Origin of the sequence: Streptomyces sp. NPDC021749 (genome assembly GCF_040640655.1) — a bacterium.
In the GTDB taxonomy this organism is placed as follows: Bacteria; Actinomycetota; Actinomycetes; order Streptomycetales; family Streptomycetaceae; genus Streptomyces.
This window is the reverse complement of sequence record NZ_JBFACE010000026.1, coordinates 102385-119390: the sequence shown is the minus strand read 5'-3', so window position 1 is coordinate 119390 and position 17006 is coordinate 102385. Positions and strand designations below refer to the sequence as shown.

Here is a 17006-nt window from a genome sequence, read left to right as displayed (position 1 = left end):
GTGCGTCGTTCCTCCGGAGGAACGACGCACGACCCTACGGGTCGTAAAGACGATAAACCCCTCCGGGGTTTAAACAATTCCTCCGGAATTGTTTTGCGAATTCCTCCGGAATTCGCCGCGAGCACTGTTCGCGGATTGTGTTCGATTGGCGGGTGAGGATGAGGCGGTTGGTGATGCTTCAAGCTGGCTAGCTATAGGGAAGGGTGTCGGCGTGTTTGTTCCTGACAGTAGCTCTGGAGAAGGGTGACGGCCTGACAGGCCCTGACATTCCATCACCAGGCTTGCAGAGCACCCGCCCCATATGAACTCCCACGCCAGATGCTACCAGAACAACCCCATAGGGTTCACCTTTCACGAACCTGCTGCATCACTCCGTGATGCAGGGGTAGAATCCGTGAAACCACGCAACCACCCCCAGGGTCATCAGACCTCCAGAATCCCTCCAGCAGAACAGACAAAAATCGCCCGCGGCCAGGAACGCCAAGTAGGCGCTTTCTTGACGAAATTGCGCCGCCTAGAATTGCTCAGCCATAGAACGGAAGCTTCGATATGAATATGCCGAAATTCGGGGTGCGGGGGTACCGGAGCCGAACGGCCCCCCCCGGGCCGGACGGCGGAGCCCACCAGGGAGCCCAGCCACACCTGATGCTTTGTTCGTCACGGCCGGCACCGCCCGAGACCAGCTCCGTTGGTGCTGCCCACGGCCTGCACGTAGGAGACGGGCCCGCACGCGACGCTGCCTCAGGCTCGGACAGACCCCCAGAACGCCACAGGAAGCCGCCTGGAAGTCCCAGACGAGGGCGGGTGCACCCCCCGCCTCAGTGGCGTAAGCCCCAGCCTGTGGGGCGCCTGGGGCCTTCGCGGGTGCGGTGGTTGTACGGGCAGGGTGGCGGCTGCGGACGGGTGGGTTCGCGGTGGTGCGCACTGTCGGTTGCGGTGGCCGGTGCCGTCGGTGGCGGAGGCGGCGTATGTACGCGAGGCCCTGGTGCTGCCCTCGCGCGCGCGTGCGTCTTAGGGAAAAGAGGGCCCTTGCCAAAAACCGGCTGTGACCTGGGCTTTTGCGGAAGGGTATGTGTCGGCGCTGACACATTGACCTGCGGAAATGTGTCGGTGGTGCCACACCGACACCGGTATTTGCCAAGCCTGCTTGTACAACTGCGCAACGCTGCTGGTGAGCGTAGGTGCCCAGGGGATACCCCTCGAATCGGGTGTGTCGGCGTCGACACCAAAGTGCCACGCCAGCGTGTACAAATCTGCCAACTGAGCTTGAACAACTGCTAGGGTCCGGCGCGACCCCCAAGATCGAGGACAGGACCACCGTCGATGCCCCGCCAGCCCCAGCGCCCCAGCTCCGGCCGCAGCAAGGGCCGGATCACCGCCGTCCCGCCCGGTGGTGACAGCGCCTTCCGCGAGAGCCTGTCCTCCAGGCTCGGCAAGGACATCAAGCCGCCGACTCGCAAGCGGCCGGTGCAGCAGATGGACGTGAGCGTTCGGTACACCTACCGCGCGCCTCACGACATGTACGGGCGCTCCGGCTGGAGCGTGGTGTCCAACGACTTCCTCGCCGACGTCCTGGCCGTGCTCATCGCGCAGCACGGCATGTCCCCGATCCAGTCCGCGGTCCTGCTGTGGTGCATCGGCCGGCAGCGTGAGGGCTGGCTGCGCGCCACGCACAAGAAGATCGCCGACAAGCTGGGTGTGGAACGCTCGAACGTGACCCGGGCACTGGGACGGCTAGAGGAGTGGCACATGCTCCAGCGCGTCGACACCGGCCTGATCTTTGTGAATCCCCTGCTCGGCTTCGAAGGCAACGGCGACCGCCAGCGCGAGATCCTGGATGCACTGCGCGACAAGGAGACCGGGAAGTTGCCCGAAGACGTCTTCCCGGCCCTGAACGCCCCGCCGCCACCGCGTAGCGTGCAGCTGGAGCTCGGGGCCGAAGACGGGGACGATGAGGATGTCGAGAAGGAGGGGCAGGCATGCTGATCCAGGCGAGCGCCGGTTTCGGAATGCTGCACCGGCTGGACCTCACGAAGGCGGCTCAGGACCTCCTGAGCGCCATGATCGATCGCCAGGAGCCCGGCGGTGAAGTGAACGCGTCCCAGGCCGCGCTGGGGGCCGGCGTGGGCCTTTCCCGTAACGGGGCGCACACCGCGATGGCGCTGCTGGAGAGCCGGAATCTGGTGCTGCGGCCCGAGAACCGCAAGTACCGCACGTACTACCTCCACCCGTACATCGCCTCCTACGCCACCCAAGAGGAGCTGGAGGAGGCGATCCAGGACGCCGCCGAGCGCATCGCCGACGGCGAGCTACCCGACATCACCGCCCCGCTGTACGAGACCGCGCCGCCGAAGCGCCAGCCTCAGCCCCTGCGGGCGGTCCGGGCCGCCGGATAGACCGGCCCGCCAACGGCCGCGTATTGCCACGGCGCCGCTCCCACTGGGGCGGCGCCGTGCGCATGTTGGCGCACATCGTTCGCCCCCGAGGGGCACCGCAGGTCATCGCGAACACCAGCTGCCGGCCGGTGGCACTGGGGGACCGTGGTGTGGAGCGGCAGCAGCGAGGTGCTGCACGGTGGTCCTGCTGCACCTCCGTGATGTCGGTGGGGTGCATCCGGTCCAAGTCGGCCGGGATGTTCAGGGGCGGGTGTCGCTCACGTGCTCCTCCTCGGGACGGTCACACAGTTCAACGGTCGTGGGCGGGGGTGGTGCCGAACGTGCTGAAAGGCTCCCTGCTCCCAGATCCCGGCCCCGGCCGGGGTAGCGCGGAAGGACGCGCTTACTGGCGTGATGTGGAAAGGGCGTACGGTGACGGCGAAGGGCTCGGAGTCAATTGGAGTGACTCCGAGCCCTTCGCATGCGCTGGTGGTGTGTCAGGCCGCCCAGCCGACGGAGGAGACGTAGGTGTAGGCGTCCCAGTCGGTACCGAGGGCGCCCTGGATGATCTCGTCCCAAATGGCTTTCAGCTCTGGGGTGTCGCCGGCGAGCCAGGCGTCGACGGCGCGGTCCCAGATGTTGCCCCGCACGTTGATGTCCCGGGCTTCCAGACCACGCTGCAGATCACGCCGATGACGCCGCTCGACCTGGGACTGGTCGGCCGGGTCGATCTCGATGCGGGTGCCCCGGCCGCCCTTGTTGAGTCGGCGCTTGAGGTCGGCTGCGACGTTGCGGCGGCGCAGGTCCCAGTAGGCGGCGTCCAGGCGGGCGAGGTTGCCCCGGTCGGGCGTCTGTTCCTCGGCGAGCCAGCGCATCAGGGTGCGGGGCCGGACGTGGATGCCGGCGCGGTCCATGGCTTCGTAGCCGGCGTCGGAGGCGGTCAGGTAGCGCAGGCGGGCTGCCAGGCCGCGCTCTGAGTCGACGGGGGACTCGATGCCCGTCACCATCTTCTCGATGCCTTCCTTCAGGGCCTCGCCTCCGTGGATTCCGCGTGCCCGGTAGTGGCCCAGGTTCCTCCAGCGGCCTGCGCCGGAGCCGGCCATCAGTGGGTCACCTTGCCGATGGTGTACTCACCGGATGCCTTGGCGTCGCTGTACTTGATCTTCATCTGGGCGACGCCCCGGCCCTCGGAGAAGACGTTGCGCCAGTCGCCGGTGACGTGCAGCTCGTCGGTGCCCATCATGGCGATGATCTCCAGGCCGGCCTGGTGGGCCTTGTAGGCCTTGCCCCACAGGTTGGCGTAGGCCTGGCTGTGGATGATGTGCATCCAGTCCGGGCGGACAATTTCGCGGTTATACATCGACTCGCCCATTGTGGAAACGAACTTCGAATACATCGCCTTGACGTACTCGGTGGTGATCGTGTCCTCCTCCGCAATCGCCTTTTCCCGGGCGGCGGTGAGGATCTTTCGCAGTGCGTCGAGGAAATTCTCGGTCGCTCCGGACGTCCACGATTCGTGGATTTCGGGCGCCTCGATAAGGCCGTATTTCGGTGTGGAGAGGCGGATTAGCAGCCTGAGAGTGGCGTCTGTGACCCACAGTGCCCCGTCGGTGTCGCGGTCGCCGAGGGGGTTGGGCAGGTGCGGGTGGCGCCATTCGGCGGGGGTGATCAGGTGGACGCCGGAGCGCTTGGGATCCACGCCGTCGCCGCCGGTGGTGTGCTCCAACTTGCCGATCGGCAACCAGCACTTGAGGGCACTGAGGTAGGCGGCGTTGGCGTCGAGGGCGGTGACCTGGATGCTCCCGGGGATCTTGAAGGAGAAGTCGGGGTGATGAAAGTTGGGTCGAGCCTCCCAGATCTGGTCCGGCTCGCGCTTCGAGGGCTTCTTGAGGATGTCCGGCAGCGCCGGATAGGCGGTGAATTTGTAGCGGGCGGTCGCGCGGGTCTCTTCGAACATCGCCATGACGTCCGGGATGGCGCGCTTGATCAGCGACGCCAGTGCGGCCTCGGTGTCGCCTTCGGCGCGCTCCAGTTCCTCGTGGACGGCTTGGGTGATCATGGCGTGGGTCTCGGCCTGGGCGCGGGCGGCGGACTTCGCGCGGCGCTGCGGACGGGTCGGCACCGGTGCCGGTACGGGCGAGGCTGGAGCCGCAGGCGCCGGGGTGGAGGCCGGCTGGGCGGCCTGCGAGGCCGTTGCGGCAGCCGGCGGCTGGCACATGGCGCCGGCGTGCAGAGGGCGGCCATCGGTGGACTGGTACGGCGTGGGAACGCCGCAGCGGATGCACGGGCCCCACTCCCCCTGGACGGCCAGCCCGTTGGGGCCCCATGCCGTCTGCGCGGTCTCCTGTGCGGCGAAGGTAGGCGCCACCGGCTCCGGGGCGGTAGGGGCCGCGGGCGCCGCGGCGGGGTGGAGACCGCCGGGTCGGACAGGGCCCGCGTGTCGTCCAGGCTCTCCAGGGCCGTGCGCTGCGGCGTCGCCGGGCTTGGGGTATTTGTTCGCCCAGCCGTCCAGCAGCCGTTGGTACGCCTGGCGGCGTGGCGGCCGTGGCTCCGAGCGGCCTGCCTCCCAGTTCTTGATCGTCTGCGTTGACGTCTGCAGCACCTGCGCGAGTCGGGCTTGCGAAACGCCGGCTGCGTCGCGCAGTCGCGCACGCTCTGCCGGGGGCGGCATCTCCGGCTCACCCTCCAGTAGCGCGTCCACCGCCGCGAACAGCTCATCTTCGCTTGGCATGCTTCACCTCCAGTCAAGACACTACCACAGATTGAGCCTTGAATTTAACCGCGAATGCGCGGTAGACTTATCCATAGATTTGCATTTGATCGGTAGTAGGGAGGTGCGGTGTCAGAACGGGGCGTCGAGATGGTCACGCTGTCCGAACAGGAGAGCCGCGACGCGTTGCAGCGGGGGATCCTTCCGGTTGTCACGAAGGACGCCGTGCAGCAGGAGAAACCGGTTGTCGTCATTGTCGGCGGGCAGCCAGGCGCCGGAAAGACCCAGGTCGCCGATCTTGTGCAGGCGGCGCTGGACCGTCGTGGCGGCGCCGTGCGAGTCTGCCGAGACCTCTACAAGACCGCGCATCGGCGCTACACCGAGCTGCTGGCTACGGACGTCCGCACAGCAGGGGCCCAGCTCCGGCCCGATACTCGGCGCTGGCAGGCAGCCGTTGAACAACACGTCCGGTCCTGCGGGTTCGACGCAGTGGTCGAATCCGCACTCGCCGATGCTGACGAGTTTCGTGCGTCAGCGAGTGCGTACCGACGGTCCGGCCACCAGGTTGAGCTGGTAGCAGTAGCGACCGCGGAAGCATGGAGCCAGCTAGGGTTGCTGGATCGCTTCCTGGCGGAGCCCCGCTATGTGTCGTGGACGAACCACGACGCATGCGCGAAAGAGATGCTGCAGACCCTGGCGGTCATCGAGGCCGAGCAGTTGGCCGACCGCATCACCGTCGTCCGGCGGGACGGCACAGTGCTCTACGACAACGAGCTCATCGACGGGGCATGGCGACGGCAGCCCGCAGCCGATCGGGCGGTTGCCTGCGACAGAAGGCGGCCGTGGACCGCCCGGGAGACAGCTGTCTTCCGTCGAAACCTGGCTCGCACCGACCAGCGTCTGCACCGCGAAGTCAACTGCGAGGACCGGCGCCTGGCCGTACAGCGGGATGCCGAGCGCGCCGCCGCGCTGGCCGAACCCGTCCGCCGCATCGCGCAGCCCAAGCAAGGGCCGCCCGGTGTCGACTATCACCGGCTGTCTCAAGCAGAGCACCAGTGGATCTACGACGAGCTGATCGCACCGCCGCTCCTCGGCGGCATCGTGCCCCGGCAGGACCCCCGAGCGGTGTACGTGGTCGGACAGCCCGGAGCGAACAAGACCGCGCTCGCCACCATGGTGCTACGGGCGATGAGGCCGGGGACGACGCGGCTGGTCGGCGACGACTTCAAGGCCGCCCACCCCGACTACCTGCAACTGCTGACAGACGATCCGCGGGGTGCGGGCGCGGCAATCCGCGCCGACTACCGCGCCTGGTACGCCAGGGCCGAGGCGACCGTGCGCGCCCGACGCGGTGACGTGCTGCTGGAGGCCGCGCCTGGCGGCGCGGAGGAATTCCTGGCCAGTGCGTTGCCGTTCGCAACCGACGGCTACCTCGTCGAACTTGTGGCCGTGGCCGTCAGGGAGGCCGACAGCCGTCTGGCGACTGCGCTGCGCTACGCCCGCGCCCAGCAGCTCGGCCTCCCGGCCCGGTTCACCACGAAGGCCGGTCACGGCCGATGCTTTGGCGCCGTCCCCGATGTTGTCCAGCTCGCCGCCTCCCATCCGGCGATCACGGCCGTGACGGTGATCCGTCGGGATGGCCAGGCATTGCTGCGTCAGGAGCAAGGAGGTGGACGGCGGGCGCTGTGGGCGCTGACGGCCGAGCGGCAGCGGCCGTACACCGAGCAGGAGGCCGCCCAGTTCCTCGCGCTGCACGCAGCGCTGCGCAAGGCGCTGCCGCAGCACCGTCGTGAGCTGGACGAGATCGTCGCGCTCGCCCGACCGCTGATGCCCGCTCGGATGCAGCCAGCCCGTATTGACTGGCCGCAGCCGCCGCTGTGGCCACTGCCGCTCCCCCGACAAACCTTGGACTACGAGGCGGTGAGCTCCTTGAGCCGGGCTGCGTAGACGGCCGCGACGCGGGCCGCCTCCTCAGGATCGGCAGTTGCCAGCTGTGCCTGGTCATCGAGAGCGGCCTGCCGGGCAGCCTTCAGCTGCTCCATGCGCGCCTCGTCGGTCACTGGCGCCCTGTGCTCGGCGGCGATTTGGGCGGTGTACCAGCTCACCACGGCGCGGACGGCATCGAACGCCTGCTGCTCTTCGCCTCCCTCCAGCCCGGAGAAGTCGGGGACGTTGGGGTCGGACACGCGACCACCCTCCTTTTTTGATCTTGAAAGGGAACTCGTCATTGTCCTACCGTCCTGGCCGGCGCGAACACCACGCGACGGCTGAGCCTCACGGGTGGCGGCAGCCGGCGCGGTGTGGGCGGATGGCCAGAAGCCATCCGCGGAACCGTATGTAGTTGCTGGACAACGGCCGGCGGGGCATAGGTTGACGTCAGGGATCACTTCGGGGGGTGGCATGGCAGGTCGGGATCTTCGCGCGTTGTTCAGTTCGAACGACCGGCATCTGGGCGCGGACGAGGCGTTTACAAACCGGCAGGGCCAGTGGCAAACGTTCGCGGCCGCGCTGACCGAGCACCTGCAGCACGTGGCCGATCCTGGCTTCGACATCGAGGACCTGGAGGCCCCTAGGCGCAATGTGCTGGTCTTTCACGGGGTGGGCGGCATTGGGAAGTCGACGCTCTCCCGCAAAATCGAAGCGTCGCTGACCAGTACCGAGGGCCTGCCTTCCCAGTGGGGCGAGATTTCCTGGCCCGAAGAGCAGACGATTCTGCCGGTACGGATCGACCTGGCCCGCGCGGCCGGCACCGACTTCGAGCGCGTCATCCTCACCATCCGACTCGCGCTTGCCGGCCTCGGCCAGCCCCTGCCCGCCTTCGACCTGGCCCTGCGGCGCTACTGGGAGCACCAGCACCCCGGAGAAGCCCTGGAGGACTACCTTCGTCGCGGCGGGCTGGCTGCCCGGTTCGGCAAAGCCCTGCCGCAGCAGATGCAGTCCGCGCTCGGCGACGTCGCCCAAGCCCTGCTGCTCCCCGGCTCCGTGGGGTCGGCCGTCGGCCAGGTCACCGGGGCACTGGTACGTGCCCTGCGCGAGCGCCGGCAAGCGGTGCGCGCCCTGGCCGGCTGTGCCCGGCTCGCCGACCTTCTGGAGGCCGAGCCCGATCTGGATGCCCTCTCGTACTACCCCCACCTCCTGGCATGGGAGCTCACACAGCGGCCGATAGGCAAGTCGGCAGTGCCGGTGATTTTGCTGGACACCTTCGAGGACACCGGCGACCGCACCCACCGCGACCTGGAACGTCTCCTGCAGCGCGTCGTGTGGCTGATGCCCAACGCCTTCTTCGTCATCACCGGCCGCAGCCGCCTGCAGTGGGCCGACGAAGCTCTTCAAGGACAGCTGGACTGGGCCGGGCGCGCAGCCTGGCCCGACCTGGTCGTCCACGACCTCCCCTACGCCCGCGCTGCCCACGGCAGGGCCGGCGAGATGGGGCGGCAGATCCTGATCGGTGACTTCTCCCCCGAGGACTGCGACGACTACCTCACCCGCCGGCTCTCCCGTGACGGGCAGCCCCTCATCGGCGAGGACGTCCGAGAAGCGATCACACGCCGCTCACACGGACTTCCGCTCTACCTCGATCTATCGGTGATGAGGTTCCTGGAGATCCGGCGTAGCGGCAGGTCTCCCCAGCCGAGCGACTTCGACCATGACTTCCCGTCTCTGATCGCACGCACCCTCAGCGACCTGACCGCCGACGAACGCCACGTGCTGCGGTCGGTCAGTCTCCTGGACGCCTTCGACCTGAAGCTGGCGACGCAGGCGGCAGGCATGGCGCACGAAGCTGCCGCGCTACGCCTGACGGAACGTCCCTTCATCCACCACAACGCCTTCGGGCTGTGGCCCTTCTACCTCCACGCGCTCATCCGCTCCACCATCCGTAACGCCGACGACCAGGCCGACGACCGCTGGTCCCCGCGCGACTGGCAACAGGCCGCGCAGCGGGCGTTCAACGCGCTGGGGGAACAGTGGAACACCTCCACCACGCCCAGCCGCATGCTCCTCGTCGGCTGCCTACGCCAGGGGCTGCTGCTGGCCCGGGACTTCCACCTCGACCTGGACTGGCTGGCCGAGGCCACCTTCGCTTACGTCGGTGACTCGATCTGGGAGCCCCTCGCGCCCCCCGCCCGTGAACAGCCCGGCCACGAGGAACTGCAGACCCCCGCCGAGGCGCTGGTGGAGACCCTCAGCGCTCTTGCTCGCCGACAGCACGAGAACCGCCGTCGCACCGCGGAGCGCCTCACCGTTGTGACCGCCTCCGGCCTGCTGCCCCCGGTCCTGCACGACCTGGCTGTCTACTACCTGGCCAAGGCACAACGGGACCTCGGGCTGACCGAGGCATCCCGCCAGGGTATGCAGCACGTGGTGGACGGCGGTGGCCGGCTCGCACCGGCTGCTCGGCGCGGCCTTGCGCATCTGGCTCGACTCGCCGGCGACTTCCCCACCGCGCTCGAAGCCGCGGCCCACCTGGGGTGGGAGGGACGTCACCACCGGGTGCGAGGGGACGTGTGGTGGGTCCAGGGAGACATGGCCAAGGGAGCCCAGTCCTTCCTGGACGCACGGCTGGAAGGCGAAGAGCACGGCAAGGCAGGCGAGGCAGCCATGTCCCAGGCCATGCGAGCCTTTACCCTCGCCTTCGCACACCCCGATATCGCGGACGACGAGATCGAACTCGCCGAACGCCTCTTGGCCGCCGTCGACCTGCGTGCGGCCACACTTGACATCCGCATCGCTGCTCTGCTGCGGGATGCCGGAAGCGACCCCGAACTCGCCGACCGAGCGCGAGTCCTGGCAGCAGAGATCGATACCTCGGGGCTCGCCTTCGCCCGCCCCAAGCTCGAACTCGCGCTCGCCTTCCACCACGCCATCCGTGATGACCAGGAAGAGATGACTGCGACGATCGGCCGGCTGCGGGAGCAGACCCGCGTGGGTTACTACGCGTACTACGTCGACGTCGCCCACTTCATGGCCGGACTTACCGACCCGGACGGCGAGGCTTCAGCAAGCCGATGGATCGACGGAGTGGACAACACCCGTGAGCGCTGGCGCAGCTTGGTGATGGCCCGGCGTAACCGTGTACGCCCCGCTCGTTGAGCGTTCGCGGTGTGAGGCAAGCTCGCCCTATTCCTGGTGGCGGGCATGATCCTGAGGAGAGTTGTGAGCGTTTCCCTTCGAGCCGTGGTGATCGAGTCGCCGGACCCGGTGGCTCTGGGCGGATTCTGGAGCGCCGCTCTGGAGTCGTCGGTCGACCCGGGGGAAGACGGTGTGGTCATCCGGTTCGGCCAGCACCCAGACCAGTTTCTCTATATCGTCGAAGGCTCCGGGCGCGAAGAGCTCAAGCGCAAGCCGTGCATGTCCGTGGCAGCGCAGGGAACCACGCTGGATGAAGAGACCGCCCGCCTTATTTCCCTGGGAGCGGCAGTCATTGACCGTAAATGGAATGTCCACGAAGAACTCCAGGTAGGTTCTGCCCTCGTCGCCGACCCGGAAGGAAATTGCTTTCTCGTTCTTTCCAGCGATGAGGAAGTGCAGGCGGCAGAGCGCATTCTGGAAACGTGGTAACGCGGCCGCGCGGCCGATCGAAAGATCGGCCGCGCGGTGCACCGGCAAAACCGTCAGCGGCAGTAGAGAGTCACCTTCTTGCTGGTGAACACATCCGAGTTCTGGGCGCCGTGGTAGACCATGGCCAAAGTGCCGACGGTTTGGAATTCCCTTTTACTGACGAGGTCGGCGCAGTGGTAGCCGACCTTGAGGGTCATCTTCTTGCAACTCGTCCATCCGCCGTCCTTGTGCGCGACGTCGTAGACGGGGTTGGCGAGGTGGATGGCCAGGTGGCACTTGTCCGGAGGCTTGGGGGTGCAGCGCGTGATCTGCACCGTGGCCCAGACCGTCTTGCCGCCGGCGGTCAGGTGGCCCGGATTGTTGGCCCGGTAGTAGCAGCCGATGTTCCGCTTCACCATCGCCGCCTGCTCCCCGCCAGCCTTGGCGGACGCTGCTTTCGTGGGGGGAGATATTTCGGCCGAGTTCGCCGGTATGGCGGATAACGCCAATAAGGCAGGGACGGTTGCGCCAAGAGCGATGAACTTCTTCTTCATGCTTCCCCGTTTCTCTGGCTGTCAGTGCGCTGTCATTTATAGCAGCCACGGAAAACGCGTTCGATACATTTTCGGAGCTTGGCGTAATCCTGCGGATTCTGTCCAACACGCCAACAGGGCGCTGTTGCTTGACGCTGACACCGAGGTATCTCGCGGAACCATTCCCGCCGTTCTGCGCAAAAGAAAGAGGTCAAGGGTAAAAGTACCGGAATTACTTGTACCGCCGCACGGTTCCCGCGAGCGGGACGCGCACGCCAACGCCGAGAAGGCGCTGCGGCGAAGTTGCAGGGCGTCACTGCGGTCACGCCCGTATGTAGCTCGCGCGGGTCGCTGGCGGGCCCTGCAGGGGCTGGTGGAGTACCCCCGCAGTGCAATCCGTGACCGGCAGCCGGAGGCTGGTGGCATGGAAGCACGCCAACCGGCGCAGACCGTATGGCGAGGGGTCATCGCCTTCGGCATGGTGGTCCTGCCTGTGCGACTGACGGCAGCGACTGAGGAACATCACAGCCGGTTCAGAGAAATCCACACCGCCGATGGCGGGCGCGTGCGGCACAAACGTGTCTGCGAGATGGACGGGCAGGAGATCCCCTATTCGGATGTCGGGCGAGCGGTCGAGCTGCCGGATGGCCGGCTGGTCCCGATCTCGGATGCAGATCTTGAGCGTCTTCCTCTGCCGAGCAGGCGAGTGGCGGAGGTGCTCGGCTTCGTCCCGAGCGACGACATAGATCCGATCAGCTATGGCAAGGCCTACTACGCGGTCGCTGACGGCGCCGCGGCCAGCCGGCCGTACGTCTTGTTGACCGAGGCCCTGGCACGCACCGGCTACGTCGGTGTCTGCAAAATGGCGATCCGCCGCCGCGAGAGGCTGTCGGTGCTGCGGCCGCGGCACGGGGTGCTCGTCCTGCAGCAGCTCCTGTGGCAGGACGAGGTCCGGGCCCCCGGCGACCTGGCGCCCTCGACACCCGTCACCGACCGGGAGCTGCAGCTCGCCGAGCTGCTGTTGACCGAACTCACCGGGGTCGAGACGCGCCGGCTACGGGACGAATACGGAGACGCGCTTCGGCAGCTGGTGGCGGCAAAGGTCGAAGGCGGCCAAATCGCAGAACTGTCACAGCCGCAGCCGGCTCTCGACCTTCTCGCCGCTCTGGAGGAAAGTGTCCAGGCCGCGCGCCGATCCCGGCGGTGAACCGCCGAAGCCCGGATCTCCCAATCTCTACCAACGCCCTTGAATCTGTAGGAGATTGGGGGCATGAGATATCGCATGGGAGGGGGCCGTCCCTGGCCCCTGATCACGATCTATCATCGCTGTGACGGCGACCGGATCATGGCCGCCTCGCTTTTCTGCCACACGAAGTGGAACGTGACCGAGGTCAAGCTGCCACGGAGCGTGGACGGCCTTGAGTCCGTTCTGGGGGCGTTGCACGCCGGGCAGGGATTTCGAGTCGATGTTCCCGATCCGCCGTACGCCCCGGGGCAACTCGTGCTGACCCGGAACCGGGACAGAGGAGTCGTGGTCGAAGGGTCCCGCTCGCCCGGCGCATCGCGTCGCCTCATCGACCTGGTGGTGGAAACACTCAACCGCCACGAGAAGGTCATCGAGCAGAAGAAGCTTGTTGCCGCTCAAGTGCAACAAGCTCAGGCTGCTCGCACCGCCCCCCGGAAAGTGGACGACCGGGATCGCTCGGTGAGCTTGCGGACGGTTTCTGGAGGGCTGCCCACCCTTGGCCGGCGCTCGCGGTAGCCACCTGCCGGGGAAGGCGGCGGACCCCAGCTGCTGGTGGTCCGTTTCCGCCAGGGCACGTGCAGGTGCGTCTCAGCGCCGGTGCTGCAGGACAGTGTCCGGTCTGCAGACCGGACACGGCAGGGTGACCATGTCGTGGCCTGCCAGCGCAGCAAGCGCTTCCTCGTCTGTCACCAGTCCGCCCGTCGACCCCGCCTGGGCACAGTCTGGACGGTGGAGGCATGCGTCGGCCCAGCCGGCTCGTGTCGGCGGGGAGAGGCGCCACCTCTTGCGCTCCTCGGGTGGTGGGAGGTCGAGGCTGGCGTAGCTGACCCCTGGTATGGGCTGGACCAGGGGAAACGGGGCGCAGAAGGTGACTGTGCGGCTTCCCAAGGAGGGCCCGCGGCGGCGGTCGTCGACCCTGTCGGGCAGCTCCACGGCGAGGTCGTACCACCAGGTACCCGAGCGGTCGAGGCGTCGGCGCAGGACCACCGCCTGCAGATGCTGCCCATCTGGAAGCGTGACCTCGGCCCGCGGGGCCTCGGCGTCGAGTGCGAAGTTGCCCTCATCGTCCATTACGGTTCCGCGCTGTCCGTCGGGACGACGTGCTTGAGTGCCGTGCGCGCCGTGACGGGGTCTTCGCACGAGGCCCAGAAGGGGTGGGCGAAGATATGGGTGACGAGTTCCATCTGGCGGGCCCGCAGGTCGTTGACCTGTTGCTTTTCTTCGTCGGTCCAGCCTGGGGAGTCCGGGCGCTTCGACTCGTAGTAGCGACCGTCTTCCTTGGTGTGCGTCCAGCCCGGCAGGGGCTCCACCGACCACGGCAGGCGCTTGTACAACGCGGACAGCTCTGCCTGGACCGTGTACAGCTGTGCCTGGGCATCCACCAGGTCCTGAGGGAAATCGAACTTATCGGCCATCGTGGCTTGATCTTAACGCGTGACCCGGATGTGTATTCGAATGTCGGGTGGCGGGTCGCACCAGTCACATTCGACTCGCGTGAGGAGCGCGGGGTTCGGGTGCGGCGGATCTCCGGCAAGCAGGCAAAGTAGTACCCGTCAGCAATCCGGTAGGGGGATAATCGCTCCATGGCCTCGCAGTCCTCACCCACCACCGACGCACCGTCCACCGCCGACGTGCTGCGTCAGAGGTATGCCGACCGTCTGCCGGCCTCCCTCGGGGACCTCGCCGGCCCCACGCACGGTCGCGTCGAACTGCCTCTGCACGTTGCCTGGTCCGGCCTGCGCACCTACAACCTCGACCAGCCACGCCAGCGCATGAGCTACTACCGCACCGTCCTCGCCGAGGGCCAGCGCCACGACCTGACCACCCTGCTCGACCAGGGCCTGCTGCTCTCGCTGTGGCCCGTGCTCCGCACGCTGGTCAGTCGGCACATCCGCGAGGTGTGGGAGGCCGCGTTCCCGGCCCTGGCCCGCAGGACTTCCGCAGCCGCGTGAACCTCAGCGCACTCCACCGCCGGCTCTTGGCCGACGTCCTCGCCATCGGCAGTCCCTACCCCTTGGTCATCACCGGCGGCTACGCGGTGCAGGCCCATGGGCTGGTCAGCCGCCTCAGCCAGGACCTCGATGTCGCTACCGAGAACCCCGCCCCTATGGCCGACATTGCCCGCGACCTCCAGCAGGGACTGTCCGAGCTGGGTTGGCACGTCACGGTGATCAGCACCGACCCGCTCTCCGCCCGCCTCGTGGCCACCGACGCCGACGGCGCAGCCTGCGAAGTCGACATCCTCAAGGAAAACCTCTGGTCACCGCCACGCGATACCGAGTACGGCCCGGTTCTTTCACTCGACGACGTCATCGGTACCAAGGTTCGCGCCCTGGCTGATCGCGGCGCCGTACGGGACCTCATCGACGTCCACGCCGCGGCCGAACATCGCACCCTGCCGGAACTCGAACGGCTTGGCCAGCGTCACGGACGCGACGCGTTCCGTCTCGACGACCTGCGTGACCGCTTGACCGGTGCTGAGTGGTATGACGACGAGGAATTCGCCGCCTATGGCCTGACCGACGCTGCCATCACAGCCCTGAGAACCTGGGCGCAGCAGTGGGCCGGGGACCTGGATGAGCGGCTGGCACGAGAAGCAGACGAGTACGAGGGCTGACCGGCGCTGCGACGTGAACAGAGCCACAGCCCTTAGGCCGGAGTCTCAGGGAGGCCGGCCTCCCCCGCCGGAGGCGGAGGAGGCCGGCGGCAGAGGCCCGCGACCGCGCCCTACTTCCGGGCGTCAACGCCTCGTCCCAGGGAGCAGACGCTGATGAGGGCGATGCCCGCCCCGTCGTGGCCGGTCAGCGTGAGGACCACGCCGGTGGTGCAGAACACTGCGGTCAGCCCATCGTGGCCCAGCCCAGGGCACCGTGGGGACCCGAGCGCTCCGTGGACGTCTGTTCCGGCGGGGGCGGTTCAGCCGGCGGCCTTCCGCAGGACGTCGGGTCCTCCGGGTGGCCGTGCCGCCTGCAGTCAGCTCCTGCCGGTGCGGCGACTGACGTGATCAGCGCTTCGGTGTGACGCTGCGCGCCAACATGCGCGGAGCGCCCCGGCCTTTGTTGCAGCCAGTCGGCGATCGAAGGTGGCTAGCAGGGAGGTGACGGTGGCGTTTTCGATGCCGAGGGTGTCGGCGGTGGCAATGACGCTCAGTCCCATGATGCGGTGCAGGACGGCAGCGTCGGCCTCCGCCGCGGGGACGAGGGCGTAGAGGGCGCTTGCGGGTGTGTTGGCGGGGGTGTGAGCGCGCTGAATGCGGTGGGTGAGGGCTTCCCAGGCGATGGCATTGGTGCGGTGGCCGGCAAGCGCCTGGGTCCACGAGGCGGCCAGATCACCCAGGGCGCGCTGCACGGCGTCGGAGGCGGTTTCGTGGTCGGCGAGAAGGTGCTGGGCGAAGAGTTGGTAGGCCTCGTGGTGCAGCTGGCAGAACGCCGCGAAGTCGGCGGGCAGGACCACGGTGATGGTCTGCTCGCCGACCGGGGGATGCACGGGGGTGGTGTGCGAGACGAAGCCGTCGGCGGTGAGTGAGGCGGGCGGCATGGATTTCCCCCAGGGGTGCTTCAGTGCGGAGTCTGCGTGGGTGGAGTGGGCTAGCCGAAGGCGGCCGCCGGCCAGGACGGCCCCTCGTCGTCGGGAGCGTCGGTCGCCGACAGGGCTTTGACGCGTTCCCACAGTGGCCGGATCGCCTGCGGGTCTCCCTGCAGTGCGGTCGTCAGGTCCCTGACCACCGGCCAACGCAGGTAGCAGTCGACAACAGGAGCGTCGGAGGCGGAAAGGAGAGCCTCGGCTGCGCGGGCCGTCAGGTGCGCCGACTTCCGCACACGCGCGAGGTCAGGGCTGGACGCGGCCAGATGCAGGCCACGGAGGGCCGATTGGAGGGTGTGGATCGCCTCTGTGTAGCTGCGGGCGAGTGGGGTCTGCAGCAGGTGGGCCCTGTTCCACAGGAACATCAGGTCCTCCGGTTCGGCCTCGCAGGCGAGGGCGAAACGCCTGGTCACTTCCCAGGTGGGTGTCCTCTCTCCGGAGGTGATCCGGTAGATGTAAGAGGCTGAGACCCCGGTGAGGTAGGCGAGGCTGCCTACGCTGGATTGGCTGGTGCGCCGCAGATGAGACAGCGCGCACGAGAGTGGGTGGCCGGCCTGCCCCGGAAGCACGCCTTGCACGCGCGCACGTGAAGAGGCAGCGCTACCAGCGTCTTTGGATGCTGCGGGCGGGCGGGACCGGGCCGGGCCGCGTTGCACGCGGGCCTTGAGTATCTTGTCGACCTTGTCCAGCGAGTAGTTGTTTTTCAAGGTGCTCTCAGCTGCTCCCATCACCTTGGCGATGTCCTTCCAGATGGCGCCATCGGCAAGGGCTTGGCGTACGGCGACGGCGGTGAGGTCGTCCAGGTCGCGCCGCAGGGTGACGCAGAGCTGCAGGACCTCCAGCGGAAGGGCCGGCACCGGACGCTGAGCTCTGTGGGCCATCGCCTGGGCCTTGCGCAGCACGGCCCGGGAAAGACGTACCGACGCGGTGTTGTAGGACCGCGGGCGGGAGGGGGCAGAGGTGCGGCGGCGGTAGCTGGCGCTACGGCAGCTACCACTGCAGTAGCGAGGGATGCGGCCGGT

General features: G+C 67.7%; 17 protein-coding genes. 9 read left to right on the top strand and 8 right to left on the bottom strand.

Annotation, left to right across the window (positions count from 1 at the left end; all coding sequences use genetic code 11):
- The first annotated feature begins 1323 nt into the window (after positions 1-1323).
- Both AB0G35_RS24400 and AB0G35_RS24395 read left to right on the top strand, forming a co-directional pair.
- Positions 1324-1986: a replication/maintenance protein RepL gene (locus AB0G35_RS24400; protein ID WP_360953241.1), complete on the top strand. Its 663-nt coding sequence runs from the start codon at positions 1324-1326 to the stop codon at positions 1984-1986.
- Positions 1980-2396 (top strand): hypothetical protein, encoded by a 417-nt coding sequence (locus AB0G35_RS24395; RefSeq protein ID WP_360953238.1) that lies wholly within the window; start codon positions 1980-1982, stop codon positions 2394-2396. Before AB0G35_RS24400 ends, AB0G35_RS24395 begins: the two co-directional genes overlap by 7 nt.
- Positions 2397-2872: 476 nt before the next feature.
- Here AB0G35_RS24395 and AB0G35_RS24390 read toward each other — a convergent pair whose 3' ends face one another.
- Both AB0G35_RS24390 and AB0G35_RS24385 read right to left on the bottom strand, forming a co-directional pair.
- Positions 2873-3478: a transcriptional regulator gene (locus tag AB0G35_RS24390; RefSeq protein ID WP_360953235.1), complete on the bottom strand. Its 606-nt coding sequence runs from the start codon at positions 3476-3478 to the stop codon at positions 2873-2875.
- A complete protein-coding gene (locus AB0G35_RS24385; protein WP_360953232.1) occupies positions 3478-5106 on the bottom strand; it encodes a helix-turn-helix domain-containing protein in 1629 nt (542 codons plus the stop codon). Before AB0G35_RS24385 ends, AB0G35_RS24390 begins: the two co-directional genes overlap by 1 nt.
- 129 nt (positions 5107-5235) lie before the next feature.
- On the opposite strand from AB0G35_RS24385, the gene AB0G35_RS24380 reads away from it, so the two are divergent.
- Entirely contained in the window at positions 5236-7032 is a 1797-nt protein-coding gene (locus tag AB0G35_RS24380; RefSeq protein ID WP_360953229.1) for a zeta toxin family protein, read from the top strand.
- On the opposite strand, the gene AB0G35_RS24375 is transcribed toward AB0G35_RS24380, so the two are convergent.
- Complete coding sequence (locus AB0G35_RS24375; RefSeq protein WP_360953226.1) at positions 6996-7271, bottom strand: hypothetical protein; 276 nt, start codon at positions 7269-7271, stop codon at positions 6996-6998. The two genes, AB0G35_RS24380 and AB0G35_RS24375, sit on opposite strands and share 37 nt — an antisense overlap.
- 238 nt (positions 7272-7509) lie before the next feature.
- On the opposite strand from AB0G35_RS24375, the gene AB0G35_RS24370 reads away from it, so the two are divergent.
- A complete protein-coding gene (locus AB0G35_RS24370; protein WP_360953223.1) occupies positions 7510-10176 on the top strand; it encodes an ATP/GTP-binding protein in 2667 nt (888 codons plus the stop codon).
- A gap of 84 nt (positions 10177-10260) precedes the next feature.
- Positions 10261-10644, top strand: a complete 384-nt coding sequence (locus tag AB0G35_RS24365; protein WP_360953220.1) for a VOC family protein — start codon at positions 10261-10263, stop codon at positions 10642-10644.
- 53 nt (positions 10645-10697) lie between these two features.
- On the opposite strand, the gene AB0G35_RS24360 is transcribed toward AB0G35_RS24365, so the two are convergent.
- The gene (locus tag AB0G35_RS24360) at positions 10698-11042 is read right to left on the bottom strand and encodes a hypothetical protein (protein ID WP_360953217.1); all 345 of its coding nucleotides are present in this window, start codon (positions 11040-11042) and stop codon (positions 10698-10700) included.
- 538 nt (positions 11043-11580) lie between these two features.
- Between AB0G35_RS24360 and AB0G35_RS24355 the strand changes: the two genes are divergently transcribed.
- Both AB0G35_RS24355 and AB0G35_RS24350 read left to right on the top strand, forming a co-directional pair.
- The gene (locus AB0G35_RS24355) at positions 11581-12363 is read left to right on the top strand and encodes a Ku protein (RefSeq protein WP_360953214.1); all 783 of its coding nucleotides are present in this window, start codon (positions 11581-11583) and stop codon (positions 12361-12363) included.
- Between the two features lie 63 nt (positions 12364-12426).
- On the top strand, positions 12427-12918 hold the full coding sequence (locus tag AB0G35_RS24350; protein ID WP_360953211.1) for a hypothetical protein: 492 nt from the start codon (positions 12427-12429) through the stop codon (positions 12916-12918).
- A gap of 72 nt (positions 12919-12990) precedes the next feature.
- Here the strand turns inward: AB0G35_RS24350 and AB0G35_RS24345 are convergent, their stop codons facing one another.
- Positions 12991-13473 (bottom strand): DUF6233 domain-containing protein, encoded by a 483-nt coding sequence (locus AB0G35_RS24345; protein ID WP_360953208.1) that lies wholly within the window; start codon positions 13471-13473, stop codon positions 12991-12993.
- A complete protein-coding gene (locus AB0G35_RS24340; protein ID WP_360953205.1) occupies positions 13473-13817 on the bottom strand; it encodes a hypothetical protein in 345 nt (114 codons plus the stop codon). Before AB0G35_RS24340 ends, AB0G35_RS24345 begins: the two co-directional genes overlap by 1 nt.
- A gap of 168 nt (positions 13818-13985) precedes the next feature.
- Between AB0G35_RS24340 and AB0G35_RS24335 the strand changes: the two genes are divergently transcribed.
- Positions 13986-14354: a hypothetical protein gene (locus tag AB0G35_RS24335; RefSeq protein ID WP_360953202.1), complete on the top strand. Its 369-nt coding sequence runs from the start codon at positions 13986-13988 to the stop codon at positions 14352-14354.
- On the top strand, positions 14351-15019 hold the full coding sequence (locus AB0G35_RS24330; protein WP_360953199.1) for a nucleotidyl transferase AbiEii/AbiGii toxin family protein: 669 nt from the start codon (positions 14351-14353) through the stop codon (positions 15017-15019). Before AB0G35_RS24335 ends, AB0G35_RS24330 begins: the two co-directional genes overlap by 4 nt.
- A gap of 356 nt (positions 15020-15375) precedes the next feature.
- On the opposite strand, the gene AB0G35_RS24325 is transcribed toward AB0G35_RS24330, so the two are convergent.
- On the bottom strand, positions 15376-15939 hold the full coding sequence (locus AB0G35_RS24325; RefSeq protein WP_360953196.1) for a hypothetical protein: 564 nt from the start codon (positions 15937-15939) through the stop codon (positions 15376-15378).
- Positions 15940-15989: 50 nt separating this feature from the next.
- Complete coding sequence (locus tag AB0G35_RS24320) at positions 15990-16886, bottom strand: helix-turn-helix transcriptional regulator (protein WP_360953193.1); 897 nt, start codon at positions 16884-16886, stop codon at positions 15990-15992.
- Positions 16887-17006: the final 120 nt, after the last annotated feature.

What these genes read in the sequence shown, in the direction of transcription:
- AB0G35_RS24325 (WP_360953196.1), bottom strand. Translation starts at nt 15,939, where the DNA reads ATGCCGCCCGCCTCACTCACCGCCGACGGCTTCGTCTCGCACACCACC.
- AB0G35_RS24380 (WP_360953229.1), top strand. Translation starts at nt 5,236, where the DNA reads ATGGTCACGCTGTCCGAACAGGAGAGCCGCGACGCGTTGCAGCGGGGG.
- AB0G35_RS24350 (WP_360953211.1), top strand. Translation starts at nt 12,427, where the DNA reads ATGAGATATCGCATGGGAGGGGGCCGTCCCTGGCCCCTGATCACGATC.
- AB0G35_RS24400 (WP_360953241.1), top strand. Translation starts at nt 1,324, where the DNA reads ATGCCCCGCCAGCCCCAGCGCCCCAGCTCCGGCCGCAGCAAGGGCCGG.
- AB0G35_RS24335 (WP_360953202.1), top strand. Translation starts at nt 13,986, where the DNA reads ATGGCCTCGCAGTCCTCACCCACCACCGACGCACCGTCCACCGCCGAC.
- AB0G35_RS24340 (WP_360953205.1), bottom strand. Translation starts at nt 13,817, where the DNA reads ATGGCCGATAAGTTCGATTTCCCTCAGGACCTGGTGGATGCCCAGGCA.
- AB0G35_RS24385 (WP_360953232.1), bottom strand. Translation starts at nt 5,106, where the DNA reads ATGCCAAGCGAAGATGAGCTGTTCGCGGCGGTGGACGCGCTACTGGAG.
- AB0G35_RS24395 (WP_360953238.1), top strand. Translation starts at nt 1,980, where the DNA reads ATGCTGATCCAGGCGAGCGCCGGTTTCGGAATGCTGCACCGGCTGGAC.
- AB0G35_RS24390 (WP_360953235.1), bottom strand. Translation starts at nt 3,478, where the DNA reads ATGGCCGGCTCCGGCGCAGGCCGCTGGAGGAACCTGGGCCACTACCGG.
- AB0G35_RS24355 (WP_360953214.1), top strand. Translation starts at nt 11,581, where the DNA reads ATGGAAGCACGCCAACCGGCGCAGACCGTATGGCGAGGGGTCATCGCC.
- AB0G35_RS24360 (WP_360953217.1), bottom strand. Translation starts at nt 11,042, where the DNA reads ATGGTGAAGCGGAACATCGGCTGCTACTACCGGGCCAACAATCCGGGC.
- AB0G35_RS24345 (WP_360953208.1), bottom strand. Translation starts at nt 13,473, where the DNA reads ATGGACGATGAGGGCAACTTCGCACTCGACGCCGAGGCCCCGCGGGCC.